Source organism: Brasilonema sennae CENA114 (assembly GCF_006968745.1).
Lineage (GTDB): Bacteria > Cyanobacteriota > Cyanobacteriia > Cyanobacteriales > Nostocaceae > Brasilonema > Brasilonema sennae.
Genome location: NZ_CP030118.1, coordinates 726,283 through 745,950 on the forward strand (window position 1 = coordinate 726,283; position 19,668 = coordinate 745,950).

Genomic DNA, 19,668 nt, shown 5'->3' on the forward strand with positions numbered 1-19,668 from the left:
GACGCCGAAGGCGTATCGCCATGAAATGCCCAAGGTGTGCATCAAGTCACATTCGTAAGAATGGAAGACAAAGAGGTAAAAAAAATACATTTGCGTAAACTGTAAACGTCAGTTCATTGAGTTTTATAATCAGAAAGGATATACAGAGGATATTAAGCGCGAGTGCTTAGAAATGTATGTTAATGGTTCTGGTTTTCGGGCAATAGAAAGAGTCAAAAAAGTACACCATACTACTGTTATAAATTGGGTTAGAGAAGTTGGTAGCGCCTTACCGGATACACCTTATAGGAGTGAAATTCCAGAAGTTACAGAAGTTGATGAACTTGAGACTTTCATCGGTAAAAACAAACAAAATATGGGTGTGAACAGCAGTAAACCACAGCGTTACGGGAATTATAGCTTGGGTTTTCGGGGATAGAAGTTCAGAAACTTTTAAACTTTTTTTGTTGACAATCAGGTGTTGGCATTCTTATTTTTACGTTACAGACGGTTATCCAGTTTATCCTTGTTTTATTAACAATGAAGACCACATCGTTAGTAAAACTTAATTGACTTGAGTGGAAGGAGAAAACAGTCGTTTAAAGCACTATCTTGCGCGACTACATCGCAAAACCTTTTGTTACTCTAAGTCAGAGAAAATGCTTAAGTATTCCATTCGATTGGTAATACATTATCTAAAATACGGCATAGCGCCCGCAAGCTTGAGGCGATTGCCTAGGGCAGAGCTACGCTTAACGCATGATTCATATTTCTATTCTGCAACGCCCCCTCACATCTAGCGGCATCTCGCTCACTTGATAGAAACAATTAGAGCAGAGTTTGAAACTAGGAAACCATCGGTCTATTTCAACCAACTTTGCACCTTTACGTTCTAGCTTGTAGGCTAAAAAGTTAGTAAAAGTTCCCCATCCACAATCAGATATTGCTTTTGCTAACTTGTGATTACGTTCGCGTAGCGTGCGCTCTGCGCATACCATGCCTTTGACATGAAGATTCTCCACTATGACAGCTTGGCTATCGCTGACTAACTTATAACTAAGTTTATGAAGAAAATCTTGCCGCGAATTGCTAACTCGTTCGTATACTTTGGCAACAACTTTTCTATATTTGTACCTTGAATTACTTCCTTTGTGTTTACACGCTAACTTTTGCTGTTTGCGCTTGAGGTTCTTCTCATGTTTAGCGAGATGTTTAGGATTGTCATATTTAGACACTTTTTCGCCGTTGCAGAATGTGGCGGTGTGGCGCTTCTCCTACCTGCATCTTCAAGGTACGCGCAAAATGAAACTGACTCATTGGCACAAGTGCGGCTAGATTGGCGATCGCCTACGGCAGAGCTTCGCTTAACGCCAATTCTTCAGCTAAATTCTCATGAACTACAAGCTAGCCGCCTTCGGCTGAGCTAGCTGTTTGTGACGCTTCACTTGAGCAACTTGCTTGATAGCGAAGCGTGGCGGAACGCCATAGCTTCGACAACAAGTAGAGGTTGACTCATCAGCATCTATAGAGGTACGTTCCATACCCCTTGCCCTTACGGGTATCTCCTAAGCCCTGCGGGCACGCACTCGCGAACGGAGACGCTGAGTCCTGAGCCCTGAGTCCCAAAGGGACACGCTGCGCGAACGGGCACGGCAAAGCCGAACGGACACGCTACGCGTATCTCCGTAGGAGACGCTGCGCGAACGCTCGATTCGTGCGCTTGCGCTTACGCGTTCGCCCTTGGCGTGCGCTTTGCGCTTACGGCAGTTGCTTCACTTGGGGAGACACGCCAGATGCTACAAGTCGGCAGAGCCGCCCACCGCACTACTCCACTGTAGTTCCGCAGCAGATGCACTGCTAGTAAGTTTCGCAGCTACTTGACATACAAGTTGCCCGCCAAACCGCCACTGATCACCTCTGATTTCAATAACTGTGCGATATGCATGATAGTTGGATCTGGAAAAATCACGCGGTGTTCCAACTCGATGGGAGTAGAAAGTCCGTTCTCGGCTGCCAGTTGGTTGAGCAAGCGCTGATATAGCATTATATTCACATATTTGCCCTCCTTTTCCCGGCGATGCCATACAAACTCACGGGATGAATATACAAACACGCTTCCAGGAGGCAAGGCGGTGGTTTGTGTTTGACCCCCATCCACCTACCAAGCAACACGCTCATGGGGAGAAAATGCTACACTGATAGCGTCTTTAGGCATCGCAAAGTCAAAATTTCCGACCACTTCCAAACAAGCGTACTCGACAATCAAGTCATTCCACTCGGCTTTGAGAATAGTAGCCGTTGGTTGAAGCTTGGATGGTTGCATAGGAGAGTGAAATATTTCAATATACTAAACAATCCCAATTTTACTTGAGATGGGCTTTCTGCTATCAACGCTGTAAAAAAACCTTACTACAGACGTTACCCGCCGCACTTGTATTCTGAATCTGATTGTTTAACACTTGGTAAAGAGTGTTTCAATCTATGAATTTTATATGGCAAATATGTGACTTTTCTGCGGCGATAGGAATAAATCAAAATATATTATACTGTAAGATAATCAAGTTTACTTTTTAATGTCTTCCAAAAATCACTCTTTAGATAGTATTTTTATGGTTTCTTATCAATAAAAAATAAACATGATATGTGGTCTTATAAAAATATAAAACAACAGTGTCTAGTACAAACATATGAGTATGAAAAAAAATTGCGTTGTCTAATAATACCTTTGCATTCTTAAGTGTATTGACGATTAGATTCATATGGGACTGTTATAGTCAGTCATCATGGAATTCACAGGATGCAGGTAAAATAGGCACTATTTAAAGAATGGTAAGTTGGTTAGTTTTTTGTAGGAAATAATTTTATGGCTTTACCAACGCAAGAGTTGCAACCCCAAAAACAGTATGAAGGCAGAATTCAAGAAACTCCGCCACCAGGTACTCAAAATGATCCTTTGATTGCTAAAGGCTTACAAAAGGGACAATATCTAGGCATTTTCGCTTTTGTGATCGCCCTGATTGCTGTGATTGGATATTTTAGTCGCAGAGTCGAATACGCTATCTTATTCGCTGTTACCCTCAGTGTGATTTTGATTGTTTTCTTTTTAACGTTATAGCAGAGCAGTTTATCAATCAACGTATCTGCGAACAAAAGAATGGAGAAAAATTGTTTTATGAATAATCCAGTTTATCAAACAGTTGTTTTAGGCGGTGGCTTTACTGGGCTTTTTACAGCGTTGCAGCTTGCCCACGAACACTATCCTCGCTCTGTGATCTTAATTGATAGCAACGAACGCTTTTGCTTTAAGCCATTACTGTATGAGTATTTTAGTGGTGAGATGGATGCCTTTCAGGTATTGCCGCGTTTTACAGAATTGCTCAAAGGAAGCGGTGTGATTTTTGTTCAAGATACAGTGGAATCAATTGACTTGCATCAACGACAAGTTAAGTTAACTTCAGGAACCTGCTACGATTACAGCAATTTGGTATTAGCTTTAGGTAGTGTAAGTGGCTACTTTGGCGTCGAGGGGGCAAAAGAGTATGCTCTACCTTTTTGGACCGAAAAAGATGCGATCGCTATCGACCGACATTTGCATGACTGTTTGCGAAAAGCCGCCCAAACCGAAGATCCAGAACAACGTCGAAAATTACTTACATTTGCAGTCGTTGGTGGTGGTGCTTCAGGTGTGGAAATGGCAGCCACTTTAGCCGATTTGTTACCGAATTGGTATGCAGCACTCAGAGGCAATCCTCAAGAGATTCGAGTAGTACTTATTAACCACGGCAACGAAATTCTTAAGGGCGATGTCAACAGCAAATTACGTGAAACTGCTGAAACGCAATTGCAAAAACGCACCGTACCAGTAGAGATGCTGTTGGGGGCAGAAGTCACAGGTATTAGTCCCAACACACTTGAGTATAAGCGCGATGGCAAGTCTGTTACGCTGCCAACAAACACTACAATTTGGACAGCTGGCACTGCGACTAATCCGCTAATCAAAAACTTGCCAATCTCAGATGAACACCGAGACAAGCACGGTCGATTAAAAGTCACCAAAACCTTACAATTGTTTGATTTCCCAGAAGTTTTTGCAGGTGGTGATTGTGCTTTTGTAGAGGATACATCAATGCCCGCTACTGCACAAGTTGCATATCAGCTAGGAGCTACAATTGCCCACAACCTTAAAGCCATTGCTTTAGAAAAGGAACCGAAAACTGCTAAGGTTAGCTTACGCGGTACTCTGCTAAAACTTGGGTTAAATGAAGCTGCGGCTAACATTTTCGACGCTTTTGAAGTCACAGGCGAAGCCGCTCACTTAATTCGTCAAGGAACTTATTTAGAGCTACTGCCAACGCCAGTTCACAACTTCAAAGCAACGAAAGAATGGCTAGATGAACAGATTTTTCGCCACCACGTTGATCCTAACACTGCGAACAAGAAAGTTGTGCAGACAGCTGAGTTAGTTGGTGGTGCAGTCGTAGGTGTTTTAGTTGCAAGAAAATTACTCAAAATGTTAGGAGATGAGGACAAAAATAAGAAATAATAATTTCAAAAGAATTTAGAATCCACCAAAGGAGAAAGCAATGCCTGCTTTGCCTCTCAATAGTGATAACCTACCATATCCCGATCCCATCCATCCCGTCATCGTTCATTTCGTGATTGCGATGGTGTTTTTTTCCTTTTTTTGCGATGTGGTGGGCTATTTTACTCGCAACCACCGTTTGTTTGAAGTGAGTTTTTGGAATATCTTTGTTGCGGCGATCGCCATTTTCCTAGCCGTCATCTTTGGTCAGTTTGAAGCTGGTTTAGCCCAACCCTATCAAGCAGTCCAGCCAATACTAAATTCACACACAATAACCGGCTGGTCACTGGCAGCTATCCTTGTGGCTATCACAGCATGGCGCTTTGCCATTCGCGCCCGAGATCCACTGAAGATGCCAGTTGCTTACCTCGGTGCTGCCACATTTTTGATTTGCTTAGTTTCTTTGCAGGTATATTTAGGAAGCAAACTAGTTTGGGTTTATGGGTTGCATGTGGAACCAGTCGTTGAAGCAGCAAAGCAGGGGATTTTAAAATGAACTCGCAACTTATTGACCAGTTGTGGTTCAAGCTGGGTGCCAACGGATTACCCTACCAGATTCCAATACATCCAAATTTAGTGCATCTCACCCTCGGTCTATTCATTATCGGTATATTATTTGATATTGCAGGCACACTTTTTCCCTTAGAAAAACCAATCCTGAGATTTTTGACTCTGCCTGTTATTCGTTCGGGCTTCTTTGATGTGGGCTGGTACAACTTGCTAGCTTGTACGGCGATTACATTTTTTACCGTTGCAGCAGGTTTTTTCGAGATTCTGCTTGCAAATCCACCAACTGATGTGAAAAGTCCTTGGGGATTGGGAGCTGGTTCAACCATGCTTTTGCACGGTGTTGGTGGTATTTTATTGTTAGCAGCGATCGTTGCTATGACTGTGTGGAGAGGATTGCAGCGCTACCGCTGGCGTAAGGATGCAACTCGGCAGGTGCAATGGAGCTATTTGTTAGTGGGCATTGCGCTAATGGGTATCCTTTATGTCCACGGAACGCTAGGGGCACACTTGGGCGGTGATTTTGGAATTCATAATACGGCTGGAAATTTGCTGCGACAAGGAAAAAATCCTAACGTACTGCTCAAGTAAGGGTGTAGGGGCTTGTTATGAGGAAAATTTTAAACATACTGCTATTGGCTGCTTTTATAGCAGTAATTCTTATTGCCAGCGGTTGGGTTGGACAGCAGGCGTACTCTTGGATGCCTCCTCAAGCAACAGCAGAAGCGAAACGGGTTGATGAGATCTTTAGCTTCCTAGCATCAATAGGAACGTTCATCTTCCTGGGACTGACTGGTATGATAGTGTTTTCGATGATTACTTGCCGTGCCCCCAGAGGAGACTGGAGTCATGGTCATCCCGTTAGGAATGATGCGAGGCTAGAGATTCTCTGGACAGTGGCTCCGACTGTACTTGTGTTGTGGCTTGCAATCCAAAGCTATAAAATTTATCAGGAATTGGATATCCTTGGTTTAACACAAGTGGTACACCTGCACATACCTATAGAAGAACCTGCTTACGCCGTCACAGTTAGCGAAAACCCCAAACCTGCTTCTCAAAATATTGAAGTAATCGCTAAGCAGTGGGTTTGGTCTTTCCGTTATCCAGGAAATGTTACCAGTAACGAATTGCATCTGCCGCTTAATCAGCGTACTGCCTTAACTCTGCATTCGGAGGACGTTATCCACGGTTTTTATGTCCCTGAGTTCCGTTTGAAGCAGGACATTGTCCCCAACCGCAAAATTGAGATTGTGTTATCACCCACTCGTGAAGGCAAGTATCGGCTGAGTGATTCCCAATTCAGTGGTACTGACTTCGCCTTGATGCAGGCGGATGTTTACGTTGACTCTCCCGAAGCTTATAACCAGTGGGTTGCTGCTAAACGGTACAAACCGTAACAATCCGTAGCAATACGGGCAACTCCAGATCACTCCTTAAGTAAGAGTAGCCGTTATCTCACAAGTGTTAAAGTTCGTACCTTGGGATGTCGAATTAACTTAGATTCAAGCCAGTCCCAGGCTCTACAACTCAATAATTAAACAGACGAATTTGTTCATTAGCGTCGTCAGTGTTATTGAGAAAGTACCGAGAGATTAACTGATCGAGGCAAACATTACCAATGAGTTCCTAACAGGAATAAAATGCAAAACTACGTTTTCATTATTGATGTAAACAAGCAACCACTAAACCCAATTCGCCCCAAGCGAGCAAGAACCCTGCTGATGCGTGGAAAAGCGGCAGTTATAAGAATGTATCCCTTTACCCTCATACTAAAAACTGTTGTAGAGAATCCCGTATTAAGACCAGTAGAGTTAAAAATCGACCCTGGTAGCAAAGTAACGGGACTGGCTTTAGTACAAGATGGCGAAGTTGTATGGGGTGCAAATCTTGAGCATAGAGGCGCAGAAATCAAATCAGATTTAGAGTCTAGATCTGCTGTTAGGAAGTCAAGGAGAAATAGAAAGACTCGGTACAGAAAAGCACGTTTTTTGAACAGAAAACGCACCCAAATGTGGCTTCCTCCAAGTCTGATGCACCGCGTCTTAACAATTGAGACATGGGTAAAAAGACTTTGTAGATATGTTCCAGTAACGGGTATTGTAATGGAATTAGTAAGGTTTGACACTCAAGCTTTGCAAAACCCAGAAATAACCGGTCAGGAATACCAGCAAGGTAAACTTTTTGGTTATGAAGTCAAAGAATACCTGTTAGCCAAGTGGGGCAGAAATTGTGTCTATTGTGGCAAGCAAGATGTCCCATTGCAGGTTGAACATATTCACCCAAAGTCCAATGGTGGCAGCGATAGAATTAGTAACTTGACCATTACTTGTGTTCGTTGTAATCAAAAAAAAGGGAGTAAGTCTATTGAAGACTTCCTAAAAAAGAAGCCGGATTTACTTCGTCAGATAAAAGTAGTACGATTAGCACCATTAAAAGATGCAGCAGCTGTTAACTCAACAAGATGGAAATTGTACCAATCTTTGAAAAAGATTTCTGGATTAAATATCGCTACCAGTACTGGTGGTCGTACTAAATACAACCGGATAAAAAACGGTTTCGATAAAGATCACTGGATCGATGCTTGTTGTGTTGGTGAATCTGGCTTAGGAGTTATTCTAAAGACCAAACAGGCAATGATGATTAAATCAACGGGTGTCGGTTCCGGACGACAAATGACACGGACGAACAAATTCGGATTTCCCTGCGCCAAACCTAAGCAGCGTTATCAGCATGGTTGGAAGACTGGCGATATTGCTCGTTTTATTGACGGCACAACAACTGGTCGCATAGTAGTTCAATCAGCATCCCGTTTAGAGATCCGTATAAACAAGCAGAGAATAGGTGGACAACTCAACAAGTTCAGCAAACTCCACTCAATGGATGGATATAATTACGCGTTCTGATTTCTCCCAGAACAATCCGTTGCGCTCCGTTTTTGGGCTATCTGATGATACGGCTTTCCCAGGCTGCTGCCCGTAAGTCAACTGTTAAGAATCGAACTTAAAACAGTTAACAGTTAACAGTTAACAGCGAACAGTTGCCAAAAAACACTGATAACTGATAACTGATAACTGGTTGATATAAATCCTCCTAGTTGAAAAAGAAGATGACAAATAACTCTATTGAAGATATGGGTAGGGCTAGCGAGTCCGAAAAGCCTAACTGGCGCGATTACTTGGGCTTTAGCAAAGACCATAAAGTCATCGGTGTCCAGTACATGGTGACGACTTTCATTTTCTTCTTGTTCGGCGGGCTGTTGGCTATGATTATTCGTGGCGAACTGGTGACGCCCGAATCAAATCTGGTCGATCGCTCCCTTTACAATGGGTTATTCACGCTACACGGCACGGTGATGATCTTTTTGTGGATTATCCCGTTCATGGCAGGTCTTGCCAACTACTTAGTACCGCTGATGATTGGGGCAAGGGATATGGCTTTTCCACTCCTCAATGCGATCGCCTTCTGGATCATTCCCCCAGCAGGTATACTACTACTCTCAAGCTTCTTACTACCTGGTGGTCCTGCGCAAGCTGGCTGGTGGTCTTACCCACCCATTAGTCTCCAGAACTTATCGGATAAGTTAGTCAATGGCCAATTTATTTGGATTTTGAGTGTCATACTGCTGGGCATCTCATCAATTTTAGGGGGCATCAACTTCATCACCACCATTGTTTGGATGCGCGCCCCAGGTATGACGTTCTTCCGTATGCCGATATTCGTCTGGACAGTTCTGAGTGCGCAGATGCTGCAACTATTTTGCCTGCCCTCCCTCACCGGCGCATTGATACTACTGTTTTTTGACCTCAGTTTCGGGACAAATTTCTTCAAATCGTCGCAAAATGGGGACCCAATCATCTACCAGCACCTGTTTTGGTTCTATTCCCATCCAGCGGTTTACGTTATGGCGCTACCCGCTTTCGGTATTTTCTCGGAGATTCTTCCAGCGTTTTCCCGTAATCCGTTGTTTGGTTATCGGTCAGTAGCGATCGCCTCATTTGGAATTGCTATAGTGAGCACTTTCGTATGGGTACACCATATGTTCACCAGTGCCACCCCTGACTGGATGCGGATACTCTTCATGGCCTCCTCAATGTTGGTCGCTATACCTACTGGTGTCAAAGTGTTCGCTTGGACTGCTACAGTCTGGAACGGCAGGCTGCATCTTTTGACACCAGTGCTGTTTGCCTTGGGAGGTGTAGTGATGTTTATTTTCGGTGGTGTCACTGGCGTTATGCTCAGTTCAGTGCCATTTGATATTCACGTCAACAACACTTACTTCGTGGTGGGTCACTTCCACTATGTCGTCCACAATACCATCACGATGGCAATTTTTGCCGCAATTTACTTCTGGTTTCCTAAGATAACCGGAAAGATGTACGCCGAGGGCTGGGGCAAGGTACATTTCTTATTAACTTTCATCGGTGCCAACTTGACTTTTTTCCCCATGCATGCATTAGGTTTACAGGGTATGCTGCGCCGAGTTTCCTCCTACGATCCACGCTATCAAGGATGGAATGTTATTGTTAGCGTTGGGGCGTTCTTGCTTGGGATGGCGACGTTGCCCTTTATTGCAAATATGATAAGTTCTTTACTACAAGGCTCTAAAGCATCTGATAATCCCTGGCATGCCACAGGGTTGGAATGGAAAACTTCTTCACCGCCTCCAAAGGAGAACTTCGAGGAAATTCCAGTTGTAAACGAACCGCCCTACCACTACAACGATAGATCCGAACCGACGCCAGAAGCTGTCATTCAAGAATAGCTGCAATTTTATCTAAGAAGCAATCATGGAAAATCCTATTCATTTATTAGAAGAAATATTAGATGAAAGTCCTATCCACTTCTATAAGTTGCGGCGATATCTACCGATTTGGCTGCACCGGTTCATACCGATAGGTGGGGGGAAACCTGATGACGAACATGGCAAAACGCTATTTGGTTTTACCGTCTTCCTGCTGTCGGAAAGCATCGTCTTCCTAAGTTTTTTCTTTACATATATTGCTCTGCGGTTGACGACTCCCAACTGGCTACCACCTGGTGTCTCGGGACCAGAATTATCTGGTTTTACGATTTTTAACACATTAGTGCTCCTTTCCAGTAGCATAGTCATTCAATTGGCAGAAAATGCTCTGAAGCGTCGCAAAATTCGCAGATTTCGTTTGTTATGGCTGATCACTTCAGCTATGGGAACCTACTTCTTGATCGCTCAAGCAATTGAGTGGAGTCAGCTCAACTTCAGGCTGACTACCGGACTCGTTGGGGGGACATTCTACGTGCTGACTGGCTTCCACGGTTTGCACGTTCTCGTGGGTGTGCTTCTACAGATACTGATGGTGATTCGTTCTTTTATTCGGGGTAATTATAACAAAGGTCACTTTGGTGTGAGTGCAACAACTTTGTTCTGGCACTTTGTTGATGGGATTTGGGTGATTCTGTTCTCGCTTTTGTATATTTGGTAGGGCGATCGCTATGATTAATAAAAGAGAAATAATCTATAGCAATCCGAATTGAATCGTGAGAAAATACGCAGATTTTACATCCAATGTAAAAGTAAAATTTGATTTAATATTGGCGATTAGAAATCGCGGCTATACAGACGAAACCCGCCTGCGCGGGTTATTTTATGAAGTCCACGTAGGTGGACTTTGTTTGTGTAGTAGCGATTTCTAATCGCCCAATTATTTCCTATATTTACAATAATTAAGTAACTTTGTCTCCCAACGTGGTAAAAGTATTCAATAACCGTCATTTGACGACTTCTCTTAACAATATTTTTTAAGGTATAAAATTAGGTGCGTTACTCATTATTTTTCTTCTGCTTGCCCCTTGCAACCCTAGCAAGCCTTAGCTACCTTACCGTCGCCAGAGCACAAATCACTCCCGATAACAGTCTCGGTGCAGAAAATTCTGTTGTTGCTCCCAATGTTGAGATTAAGGGCATCCCTAGCGACAGAATTGATGGGGGCGCAATTCGTGGGGACAACCTGTTCCACAGTTTTCAGCAATTTAATATAAACGCTGGTAGAGGGGCTTATTTTTCGAATCCAGGGGGAATTGCAAACATACTCACCAGAGTGACTGGGGGGAATGTCTCGAACATTCAGGGTGTTTTGGGTGTGTTGGGCAATGCTAACTTGTTTTTAATCAACCCGAATGGAATTATCTTTGGACCAAATGCCCGGTTGGATGTGGGTGGTTCATTTTTGGGAAGTACGGCAAATAGTTTGATATTTAAGAATGGGTTTGAGTTTAGTGCGACGAATCCCCAAGCACCGCCATTGTTAACGATAACTGCTCCGGTTGGGTTGAGCTATCGGGAGAATTTCAAAAATATCAGCAATCAGTCTAGGGCTGTTAATGATAGTGGTAATGTTGTTGGTCTTACTGTTCCAGAAGGAAATTCCCTAACACTGGTGGGTGGTAATGTCAGCTTAGATAATGGAATACTGTTTGCACCAGGAGGACGAGTTGAGTTAGGAGGATTATCTGTTCCTGGGACGGTGGGAATCAATGGTGATGGGAGCTTGAGTTTTCCTGTGGGAGTGCAAAGAGCGGATGTATCGCTGACAAATGGTGCGATCGCTTATGTAGCTGGTAGAGACACTGGCAATATTGCAGTTAATGCCAGAAATTTAGAGCTATCAGGAGGAAGTCGTCTTTTCTCAGGGATATTGTCAGGTTTTGGAACTTCAGAAGCTCAGGCAGGCGATATAAAAATTGATGCCAAAGGTACTATTTCCTTGTTGGATAACAGCTTAATAACCAGTAGTGTACAACGAACATATGTGGGCAATGCAGGTAACATTGATATCACGACTGGTTCTGTAGTTCTCAAAAATGGCTCTCAAATCTTTGGTGGTACCTTCGGCACAGGAAATGGTGGCATCGTTAAGATCAATGCTAGCGATACTATTTCCTTGGATGGTCAAGACAGTAGTGGATTTTACAGCGCCATTGGTAGTTATGTGGAATTTAACGCTAAGGGTAACGCAGGTAGCGTTCAAATTACAACAAAAGACTTAACTTTGGGCAACGGGAGTTTTATCAGTGCCAGTATTTTTGGTCAAGGCAATGCAGGAAGTGTAGTCATCAATGCCAGTGGTTCTGTTTCGGTAGATGGGGGTAGCATTAGCAGCAACCAACAATCAACGGGTATGGGCGATGCTGGTGATGTTCAATTAACAACCACAAACTTAACTCTCAAGAATAGCGCTTTTTTGAGTGCCAGAACATTTGGCATAGGTAATGGGGGTGTTTTGACAGTTAACGCCAAAGATATCATTTCCTTGGATAACAGTTTCATAACCAGTAGTGTACAACCAACAGGTGTGAGCAATGCTGGTGGTATCGATATCACAACTGGTTCTTTAGTTCTCAAAAATGGCTCTCAAATCCTTAGTAGTACTTTCGGTCAAGGAAATGGTGGCATCGTCAAGATTAATGCTAGCGATACCATCTCCGTAGATGGTCGAAACAGTAGTGGAACTTACAGCGCTATTGGCTCTCGTGTGGAACGTAGTGCAAAGGGTGATGCAGGTGGCATTCAAATCACGACAAAAAACTTAACTCTGGGCAATGGGAATTTTGTCAGTGCCGGTACTTTTGGTCAAGGCAATGCTGGAAGTGTAGTCATCAATGCCAATGGTTCTGTTTTAGTAGATGGAGGTGACATTAGCAGTGGTGTGTTTTCAACAGGTGAAGGCAACGCAGGTGGTGTTCAATTAACAACCACAAACCTAACCCTCAAGAATGAGGGTTCTTTAAGTGCTAGTATCAACGGAGAAGGAAATGCAGGTAGCGTGTTGGTGCGAGCCTCCGATTCTGTTTCTCTTGTCAACAGCTACATCTCCAGCACTGTGGGAGCAGCAGGTGTGGGCAAGGGGGGAAATATCAATATCCAAGCAGCTTTGCTCTCACTTAAAGATGGTGCTCAACTAGCCGCCAGCACTTTTGGAACAGGGGATGCAGGGAATGTCACTGTTGATGTCACAGGTAAAGTGACGATTGCTGGGGTAAAGGACGGATTTTCCAGTGGAATTTTTAACCAGGGAGGAATAACGGGAGTAGGTAATGGGGGCAATATTACTATTTCCTCTGGCTCGTTCTCTTTAACTGATGGCGCTCAACTGGTCACCAGCGCCAGAGGACAAGGGAATGCAGGCAATGTGTCGGTGCGAGCATCGGGTTCTGTTGAGCTTGTTAATGGACGTATCTTCAGCACTGTGGAATCAGGAGGATTGGGCAAAGGTGGCAATATCGACATCAGCGCTGCTTCGCTCTCCCTCAAAGATGGTGCTCAACTGCTAACCTCAGTTCGTGGAGCGTCTAACAACCAACTAGGCGGAAGGGGAGATGCAGGCAATATCACGATTCAAGCCCGCGATGCTGTTGTCTTTGATGGAGTTGGTAGTAATGGTGTTCCCAGTGGTGCATCCAGTGCTGTAGAAACTGGGGCTGTGGGAAATGGAGGAAATTTGACAGTTGTTGCTGGACGCTTCAATGTCCTTAATGGAGCAGAAGGAACCGTAAGCAATCTGGGAAGCGGTAACGCAGGCAACCTAGAAGTCATAGCCAATTCTATCAAGCTTGATAATCAAGGGAAGCTCACTGCTAACTCTGCAAACGGTTTCGGAGGCGATATTATACTGCAAGCACGAGATTTACTGCTATTACGCCGTAATAGCCTGATATCCGCTATCAGTGGTACTCCTGGAAGTGATGGACGGGACGGCAATATTAACATCAATACAAAACTGTTAGTCGCTTTTCCTCAAGAAAATAGTGATATCACTGCTACTGGCTTTGGACGTACTGCGGGAAGTAATGTTCAAGTTAATATATCAAAACCAGGAGGAATTTTTGGTATTGAGTATCAGCCACAACAGACGTCAGAAAGTGATATTGTCGCTACTGGAACAGTCACGGTAACCACTATCGATCTTGACCCCACCCAAGGGTTATTTGAATTGACAGAAACTGTGGTTGATCCGGCACAGCAGGTTGCCCAAAATCCCTGCATAAAAGGTTTTGGTAGTACTTTCACCATCACCGGACGTGGCGGACTTCCAACTGACCCAAATAAAATCCTTAGTAGTGACAATGTGCGCGTTGATTTAATTCAGCCTGTCGCCAGTTCGGTAAGTTCAACAAGTGGAACACAAAAGCAGCCATCTCAAAAGCCACCTGTCAAACAGATAATACCTGCTCAAGGTTGGATATATAACGAAAAAGGTCAAGTGGTGCTCGTTGGTTATGATCCTACTAAGACTGGTCCACAACGCGAGCAGCCAGCGCCTACTAGTAGTTGTGCCGCCACAAAATAGTCTTGCGTTAATCCACATTCCCGGATTCTTAAATGGCTCTCGATACTGTGAAGTTTTTTATTTAACAAAAAAACGTTTGCCAGCGCCTGATGCCGTTTGTTTCTAAATTCTTAGTTTATAATGATGGATTGTGTCCAATCAAAGCCAGTCCATGCCTAAACTCAAAACTCGTAAAGCAGCGGCAAAAAGATTCCGCGCTACAGGTAGCGGTAAAATTGTACGTCGCAAAGCGTTCAAAAACCACCTGCTAGAGCACAAAAGCTCTGATAAGAAACGTAATATGTCGAAAATGGCAGTTGTCGATGAGCGCGATGCAGAAAACGTGCGCCTCATGCTCCCTTATTTGTAACTTGTTCAGGAACTAAAACAATATGACACGGGTAAAACGCGGTAACGTTGCTCGCAAACGCCGCAAAAAAATTCTCAAACTCGCTAAAGGTTTTCGCGGTTCTCACTCAACTCTGTTTAGAACGGCGAATCAAAGAGTCATGAAGGCGCTGCGGAACGCCTATGTAGATCGCAAAAAACGTAAGCGCGATTTCCGCCGCCTCTGGATCACCCGCATCAACGCCGCTGCACGCCAACATGGTTTGAGTTACAGCCAGTTGATCGGGAATCTGAAAAAAGCTGATGTCCAACTCAACCGCAAAATGTTGGCACAATTAGCAATTCTTGATCCAGCAAGCTTCGACAAAGTAGCGCAATTGGCAAGCCAACCTAAAGGATAAAGGTGCAAACAGATGGATATCGGATGTAACAGATCGAAAGCAGGTTGTTGGTTACATCTGCTCATATCCGCTGTCATTTTTTTGTTCTTGACTTTTTCCATTGTCACAGTCGCAGATACACAACTATCAGCATCTGCCGCAGAAGAAATGCCCGAAATTCAGCGGCGGGGCTATATCAGAATTGCAGTCAAAGATAACTTGCCTCCCTTAGGATTTAGAGATACAAACGGTAATTTACAAGGCTTAGAAATTGATTTAGCTAAGGCATTGGCAGCAGACTTACTTGGTAAAGCTGATGCGGTGAAACTACAACCTGTTGCTAATGGCGATCGCCTATCCGCAGTCTTGGATCATAAAGTTGATCTGGCGATCGCCAGAGTTACAGCAACTGCCTCACGTTCTCGCTTAGTCAGCTTCAGTGTTCCTTACTACTTCGATGGCACTGTATTAGTCACAAAAAACACATTATTCAAAAGATTAAGTGATTTGGAAAAACGGAAAGTTGCCGTGCTCAACAATTCCAGCACTATTGCCGATGTGCGCTATTATATACCAAACGCCGAGTTAGTGGGAGTAGATTCTTATCAAGCAGCCTTGGCGCTGTTAGAAAATAACTCAGCAGATGCCTTTGCTGCAGATGCTAGTGTTTTAAGTGGTTGGGTGCAACAATATCCCCAATATCGGTTACTCTCAGCTAAGCTATCAACTCAACCGTTATCTGTAGTCATGCCTAAAGGATTGCAGTACGATCCATTACGAAGAAAGGTTAACCAAGCCATTGCCCGTTATATTAATTCTGGGTGGCTCAAACAACGCGCTACATATTGGGGATTACGCTAAATTGGGAACTTCTCAGTTAGAAATTATAAATGAAATTTTTTAGTATTCATAATTCATAATTCTCATTGTTTCATATAAGCTGATATATAGATAAGAAGAAAATTTTACTAAATACAATGGATAACGATCTAGCAACTATTTATCTGTCAGTTTTAGTCGGTCTGCTCTTAATTGCAGTTGTCAGTGTTTTCCGCCAGGTCTTCAAAAGTCGTAGAGTTGAAGGTTCCATGTCAAGGTTGCGAAAAAAACTGACCAAAGAAAGCGGTACCACTCAAGAATATTACGAGTTAGCCAGTATTTATTCTGAGAAAAAACTATTTTCCCAAGCGATAACTCTCTTTCAAAAAGCTATCAAAGCTGCTGAAGAAGAAAGGGAAGAAGGCGAAAAAGAAGAAGAAAATATAGCCTATATTTACAACGGGTTAGGCTATGCTTACTTTGCTCAAGAACAGTTTGACATCGCCATACGTCAGTATAAAGAAGCTCTGAAAATCAAACCTGATTATGTGGTAGGAATGAATAATCTTGGTCATGCATATGAGCGAAAAAAATTAAATGCTCAAGCCCTGCAAGCTTATGAAGACGCCCTGAAAATTCAGCCAAATAACGCCACGGCAAAACGTCGTTCTGAATCTTTGCGACGCTTAGTATCTGCATGATTGGTGAAGATTTCTCGTTCCCACGCTTTGCTTAGGAATAGGTTGGGGAGGCTTTGCCTCTCCAAAATTACCTTTCATACTAAAGAAGCAAATATTCCTCAAACAAGTTGATCGAATAGCTGTAAAAAGCGTTCAGTATCCACCTCTAAGCAAGCCTCTACATTGGGCGGATTGGTTTTCTCACTTCTGCGATCGCGCCGATCACCTAGTGACATTCCACTGGTGAATCTTCCTTCAGTTTCAACCATCATATATAGCGATTCTGTTGTTACCAAACTCGGATCAATCGCAACCGCCACAGCTAAAGGATCGTGTAGATAACATCCGTGAAAGTTTTCGTTGTCACGGTGGAAAGCCATATACATTCCAGTGCAATCGACAATAAACTGGGTGACTTTAGAAGGACGACGCTGTAAATTATCTTCAACAACTTGACGTGCTATAGGGGCTTTCATCGTCACATCTAAACCAACCAGGGTGAGGGGAATTCCTGATTCCATCACAATTTGAGCAGCATGGGGATCGACAAAAAAGTTAAATTCAGCCGCTGCTGTAATATTTCCGGGTACAGTCACAGCCCCACCCATGATCACAATCCGTCCGATTTTTTTCATGGTTGCGCCATCTTTCTGAATCGCTGTTGCCAGATTCGTGAGTGGTCCTAAAGCAATAATGATTAGACTGTCGCCGTACTCTTGAGCTGTTTTGAGAAGCAACTCAATTGCATTCTCTGTAGATGGCTCAATAGCAAGTTTAGGATAGCGAGGTGTACCATCAGCTTCTAAGAACTGATCTAATTCACCCAAACCGTCTGCACCATGAATCCCCGCTGCATTGAACGGAGGTCTCACCAATGGTTTTTCACAGCCTTTGGCAACGATGGGTGAAATTTCGGGTTCAACAATACTCAGTACACGCAACACATTATTAGTAGCCAGATCTACGTTAACATTGCCAGCGACAACGGTGACTGCTTTCAGGTCTAATTGGGGTGAATTCAATGCCATAATCAGAGCTAAGGCATCATCAACACCACCGTCTGTATCTAGTATTACTGGGATGGGCTGATTTGCAAAGGCTATCATGTGAATTATTGCTCCATTATAAATTTGCTTAAAAGTTAAGATTCTTATCACTTTTACAACAGAAATGTTGTTGAAGTCAGAAGCCCAATCCCAATTAGTCAGCAGGTTTGAGCGATCGGACGATCGCACCTCTATTACAATTCTGTTAAATCCCATTTCTTAGGGCTACAAGTTCTGCGAAAATCAGAAACGATAAAAAAAACAAGCACTCGTAGTGCTCTTATTATCAGATATATAGCAGTCCTAAATTATTTGTAAGATTTTCTCTTCTCTTTCTTGGCGTCCTTGGCGTCTTGGCGGTATGTCCTCCGGACACGCTGCGCGAACGATAATTCTCACAACTCATATAGGATTGCTATAGTTCATTTCATACAAAGGGAGAACATCAAAGATGAAATTGGCTTACTGGATGTATGCAGGTCCCGCCCACATTGGTACTCTGCGGGTTGCCAGTTCCTTTAAAAATGTTCATGCGATCATGCACGCGCCCTTGGGTGATGACTACTTCAACGTTATGCGCTCTATGCTAGAACGGGAAAGGAACTTCACGCCAGTGACAGCCAGTATTGTTGATCGCAACGTTTTGGCACGGGGTTCGCAAGAAAAAGTGGTGGACAATATCACCCGCAAAGACGCGGAAGAACACCCAGACTTGATTGTGTTAACTCCCACCTGTACTTCCAGCATTTTACAAGAAGACTTAGCAAACTTTGTGGAAAGGGCATCTCTGGAGGCGAAAGCGGATGTGCTACTGGCAGACGTGAACCACTACCGCGTGAATGAACTCCAAGCTGCCGATCGCACTCTCCAACAAATCGTCCAATACTACATCGAGAAAGCCCGCAAGAAAGGCCAACTGCCTGAAGGTAAAACCGAAAAGCCTTCTGTCAACATCATCGGTATTTCTACCCTCGGTTTCCATAACCAGCACGACTGCACAGAACTCAAGCGGTTGATGGCTGACTTGGGTATTGAGGTGAATGCTGTGATTCCAGAAGGTGCTTCCGTTCACGAGTTGAAGAACCTGCCCCGCGCCTGGTTTAACCTTGTCCCTTACCGGGAACTTGGTGTGATGGCAGCTCGTTACCTTGAAGAACAATTCGGAATCCCAACCGTAGATATCACACCAATGGGTGTCGTAGAAACGGCTCGTTGTATCCGTAAAATTCAGCAGATAATTAATGCTCAAGGGGCGGATGTTGATTACGAAGAGTTTATCAACCAGCAAACTCTGTATGTATCACAGGCTGCATGGTTTTCTCGTTCGATTGACTGTCAAAACTTGACTGGTAAGAAAGCCGTTGTGTTTGGTGATAGCACTCACGCAGCTGCTATGACTAAGATTCTGGCACGAGAAATGGGCATTCACGTTGTCTGGGCTGGAACTTACTGCAAATACGATGCGGAGTGGTTCAGCCAGCAGGTGAGCGAGTATTGTGATGAAGTGCTGATCACCGAGGATCATGGGGCAATTGGGGATGCGATCGCCCGCGTCGAACCTTCTGCGATCTTCGGTACCCAAATGGAACGCCACGTTGGTAAGCGTCTGGATATCCCCTGCGGTGTGATTGCTGCACCCATTCACATCCAGAACTTCCCCATCGGTTACAAACCATTCATGGGTTACGAAGGAACAAATCAGATTGCCGATTTGGTCTACAATTCCTTTACCTTAGGAATGGAAGACCACCTGTTGGAAATCTTCGGCGGACATGATACCAAGGAAGTCATTACCAAGGGCATTTCTGCTGATTCTGATTTGGGATGGACTAAGGATGCTCAAGCAGAATTGAACAAGGTTCCTGGCTTTGTGCGTGGTAAAGTCAAGCGCAACACCGAGAAATTTGCTCGCGAGCGGAATATGACTCAAATTACTCTGGAAGTGATGTACGCTGCGAAAGAAGCTGTGGGTGCATAGTACGTAGAGACGTTGCATTGCAACGTCTTTTCCACTAATCATACATT

The 19,668-nt window shown here is 43.9% G+C and carries 19 protein-coding genes and 2 pseudogenes; 16 read left to right on the forward strand and 5 right to left on the reverse strand.

The window, feature by feature from the left end; all coding sequences use genetic code 11:
- Positions 1-20 precede the first annotated feature (20 nt).
- Positions 21-779 (forward strand): annotated as a pseudogene (locus tag DP114_RS02995) (IS1 family transposase).
- Here DP114_RS02995 and DP114_RS03000 read toward each other — a convergent pair.
- Positions 768-1,232: pseudogene (locus tag DP114_RS03000) on the reverse strand (RNA-guided endonuclease InsQ/TnpB family protein); the annotation flags it as partial. The pseudogenes DP114_RS02995 and DP114_RS03000 overlap by 12 nt on opposite strands.
- On the opposite strand from DP114_RS03000, the gene DP114_RS03005 reads away from it, so the two are divergent.
- A complete protein-coding gene (locus DP114_RS03005; protein WP_171975415.1) occupies positions 1,176-1,406 on the forward strand; it encodes a hypothetical protein in 231 nt (76 codons plus the stop codon). The pseudogene DP114_RS03000 and the gene DP114_RS03005 sit on opposite strands and share 57 nt — an antisense overlap.
- Here the strand turns inward: DP114_RS03005 and DP114_RS03010 are convergent.
- From DP114_RS03010 to DP114_RS03020, 3 genes are all read right to left on the reverse strand, one after another.
- Positions 1,377-1,520: a hypothetical protein gene (locus DP114_RS03010; RefSeq protein ID WP_169268861.1), complete on the reverse strand. Its 144-nt coding sequence runs from the start codon at positions 1,518-1,520 to the stop codon at positions 1,377-1,379. The genes DP114_RS03005 and DP114_RS03010 overlap by 30 nt on opposite strands.
- Before the next feature lie 332 nt (positions 1,521-1,852).
- On the reverse strand, positions 1,853-2,032 hold the full coding sequence (locus tag DP114_RS03015; RefSeq protein ID WP_171975416.1) for a hypothetical protein: 180 nt from the start codon (positions 2,030-2,032) through the stop codon (positions 1,853-1,855).
- A 105-nt stretch (positions 2,033-2,137) separates the two neighbouring features.
- Complete coding sequence (locus tag DP114_RS03020; protein WP_171975417.1) at positions 2,138-2,302, reverse strand: hypothetical protein; 165 nt, start codon at positions 2,300-2,302, stop codon at positions 2,138-2,140.
- 540 nt (positions 2,303-2,842) lie between these two features.
- Here DP114_RS03020 and DP114_RS03025 point away from each other — a divergent pair.
- From DP114_RS03025 to DP114_RS03085, 13 genes are all read left to right on the forward strand, one after another.
- The gene (locus tag DP114_RS03025; RefSeq protein WP_169268553.1) at positions 2,843-3,094 is read left to right on the forward strand and encodes a hypothetical protein; all 252 of its coding nucleotides are present in this window, start codon (positions 2,843-2,845) and stop codon (positions 3,092-3,094) included.
- Positions 3,095-3,151: 57 nt separating this feature from the next.
- Positions 3,152-4,522 carry an NAD(P)/FAD-dependent oxidoreductase gene (locus DP114_RS03030; RefSeq protein ID WP_169268554.1) on the forward strand — a complete coding sequence of 457 codons (1,371 nt, stop codon included), beginning with the start codon at positions 3,152-3,154 and terminating at the stop codon, positions 4,520-4,522.
- 40 nt (positions 4,523-4,562) lie between these two features.
- A complete protein-coding gene (locus DP114_RS03035; RefSeq protein WP_171975418.1) occupies positions 4,563-5,057 on the forward strand; it encodes a DUF2231 domain-containing protein in 495 nt (164 codons plus the stop codon).
- On the forward strand, positions 5,054-5,659 hold the full coding sequence (locus DP114_RS03040; protein WP_171975419.1) for a DUF2231 domain-containing protein: 606 nt from the start codon (positions 5,054-5,056) through the stop codon (positions 5,657-5,659). Before DP114_RS03035 ends, DP114_RS03040 begins: the two co-directional genes overlap by 4 nt.
- Positions 5,660-5,676: 17 nt before the next feature.
- Positions 5,677-6,465, forward strand: a complete 789-nt coding sequence (locus DP114_RS03045; RefSeq protein WP_171975420.1) for a cytochrome c oxidase subunit II — start codon at positions 5,677-5,679, stop codon at positions 6,463-6,465.
- 243 nt (positions 6,466-6,708) lie between these two features.
- Positions 6,709-7,971 (forward strand): RNA-guided endonuclease IscB, encoded by a 1,263-nt coding sequence (gene iscB, locus DP114_RS03050; protein WP_171975421.1) that lies wholly within the window; start codon positions 6,709-6,711, stop codon positions 7,969-7,971.
- Between the two features lie 203 nt (positions 7,972-8,174).
- Positions 8,175-9,830, forward strand: coding sequence for a cytochrome c oxidase subunit I (gene ctaD, locus DP114_RS03055; protein ID WP_171975422.1), 1,656 nt, complete (start codon positions 8,175-8,177; stop codon positions 9,828-9,830).
- Between the two features lie 25 nt (positions 9,831-9,855).
- Positions 9,856-10,527, forward strand: a complete 672-nt coding sequence (locus tag DP114_RS03060) for a cytochrome c oxidase subunit 3 (RefSeq protein WP_171975423.1) — start codon at positions 9,856-9,858, stop codon at positions 10,525-10,527.
- 333 nt (positions 10,528-10,860) lie between these two features.
- The gene (locus tag DP114_RS03065; RefSeq protein WP_171975424.1) at positions 10,861-14,391 is read left to right on the forward strand and encodes a two-partner secretion domain-containing protein; all 3,531 of its coding nucleotides are present in this window, start codon (positions 10,861-10,863) and stop codon (positions 14,389-14,391) included.
- 151 nt (positions 14,392-14,542) lie between these two features.
- Positions 14,543-14,740 (forward strand): 50S ribosomal protein L35, encoded by a 198-nt coding sequence (gene rpmI / locus DP114_RS03070; protein ID WP_169267140.1) that lies wholly within the window; start codon positions 14,543-14,545, stop codon positions 14,738-14,740.
- 22 nt (positions 14,741-14,762) lie between these two features.
- Positions 14,763-15,119 carry a 50S ribosomal protein L20 gene (gene rplT, locus DP114_RS03075; RefSeq protein ID WP_169267136.1) on the forward strand — a complete coding sequence of 119 codons (357 nt, stop codon included), beginning with the start codon at positions 14,763-14,765 and terminating at the stop codon, positions 15,117-15,119.
- 12 nt (positions 15,120-15,131) lie between these two features.
- Complete coding sequence (locus DP114_RS03080) at positions 15,132-15,959, forward strand: transporter substrate-binding domain-containing protein (RefSeq protein ID WP_171975425.1); 828 nt, start codon at positions 15,132-15,134, stop codon at positions 15,957-15,959.
- Positions 15,960-16,075: 116 nt separating this feature from the next.
- The gene (locus tag DP114_RS03085; protein ID WP_171975426.1) at positions 16,076-16,618 is read left to right on the forward strand and encodes a tetratricopeptide repeat protein; all 543 of its coding nucleotides are present in this window, start codon (positions 16,076-16,078) and stop codon (positions 16,616-16,618) included.
- Positions 16,619-16,716: 98 nt separating this feature from the next.
- Here the strand turns inward: DP114_RS03085 and DP114_RS03090 are convergent, their stop codons facing one another.
- The gene (locus tag DP114_RS03090) at positions 16,717-17,859 is read right to left on the reverse strand and encodes a nucleoside hydrolase (protein WP_246163042.1); all 1,143 of its coding nucleotides are present in this window, start codon (positions 17,857-17,859) and stop codon (positions 16,717-16,719) included.
- 235 nt (positions 17,860-18,094) lie between these two features.
- Here DP114_RS03090 and bchB point away from each other — a divergent pair, with 235 nt between their 5' ends.
- On the forward strand, positions 18,095-19,621 hold the full coding sequence (gene bchB / locus DP114_RS03095; RefSeq protein ID WP_171975427.1) for a ferredoxin:protochlorophyllide reductase (ATP-dependent) subunit B: 1,527 nt from the start codon (positions 18,095-18,097) through the stop codon (positions 19,619-19,621).
- The last annotated feature ends 47 nt before the right edge of the window (positions 19,622-19,668 follow it).

Bases quoted from the DNA above. Each gene is read 5' to 3' on its own strand.
- DP114_RS03005 (WP_171975415.1), top strand. From the start codon at position 1,176: ATGTTTAGCGAGATGTTTAGGATTGTCATATTTAGACACTTTTTCGCC.
- DP114_RS03010 (WP_169268861.1), bottom strand. From the start codon at position 1,520: ATGGAACGTACCTCTATAGATGCTGATGAGTCAACCTCTACTTGTTGT.
- DP114_RS03020 (WP_171975417.1), bottom strand. From the start codon at position 2,302: ATGCAACCATCCAAGCTTCAACCAACGGCTACTATTCTCAAAGCCGAG.
- DP114_RS03025 (WP_169268553.1), top strand. From the start codon at position 2,843: ATGGCTTTACCAACGCAAGAGTTGCAACCCCAAAAACAGTATGAAGGC.
- DP114_RS03030 (WP_169268554.1), top strand. From the start codon at position 3,152: ATGAATAATCCAGTTTATCAAACAGTTGTTTTAGGCGGTGGCTTTACT.
- DP114_RS03035 (WP_171975418.1), top strand. From the start codon at position 4,563: ATGCCTGCTTTGCCTCTCAATAGTGATAACCTACCATATCCCGATCCC.
- DP114_RS03040 (WP_171975419.1), top strand. From the start codon at position 5,054: ATGAACTCGCAACTTATTGACCAGTTGTGGTTCAAGCTGGGTGCCAAC.
- DP114_RS03045 (WP_171975420.1), top strand. From the start codon at position 5,677: ATGAGGAAAATTTTAAACATACTGCTATTGGCTGCTTTTATAGCAGTA.
- iscB (WP_171975421.1), top strand. From the start codon at position 6,709: ATGCAAAACTACGTTTTCATTATTGATGTAAACAAGCAACCACTAAAC.
- ctaD (WP_171975422.1), top strand. From the start codon at position 8,175: ATGACAAATAACTCTATTGAAGATATGGGTAGGGCTAGCGAGTCCGAA.
- DP114_RS03060 (WP_171975423.1), top strand. From the start codon at position 9,856: ATGGAAAATCCTATTCATTTATTAGAAGAAATATTAGATGAAAGTCCT.
- rpmI (WP_169267140.1), top strand. From the start codon at position 14,543: ATGCCTAAACTCAAAACTCGTAAAGCAGCGGCAAAAAGATTCCGCGCT.
- rplT (WP_169267136.1), top strand. From the start codon at position 14,763: ATGACACGGGTAAAACGCGGTAACGTTGCTCGCAAACGCCGCAAAAAA.
- DP114_RS03080 (WP_171975425.1), top strand. From the start codon at position 15,132: ATGGATATCGGATGTAACAGATCGAAAGCAGGTTGTTGGTTACATCTG.
- DP114_RS03085 (WP_171975426.1), top strand. From the start codon at position 16,076: ATGGATAACGATCTAGCAACTATTTATCTGTCAGTTTTAGTCGGTCTG.
- DP114_RS03090 (WP_246163042.1), bottom strand. From the start codon at position 17,859: ATGGGATTTAACAGAATTGTAATAGAGGTGCGATCGTCCGATCGCTCA.
- bchB (WP_171975427.1), top strand. From the start codon at position 18,095: ATGAAATTGGCTTACTGGATGTATGCAGGTCCCGCCCACATTGGTACT.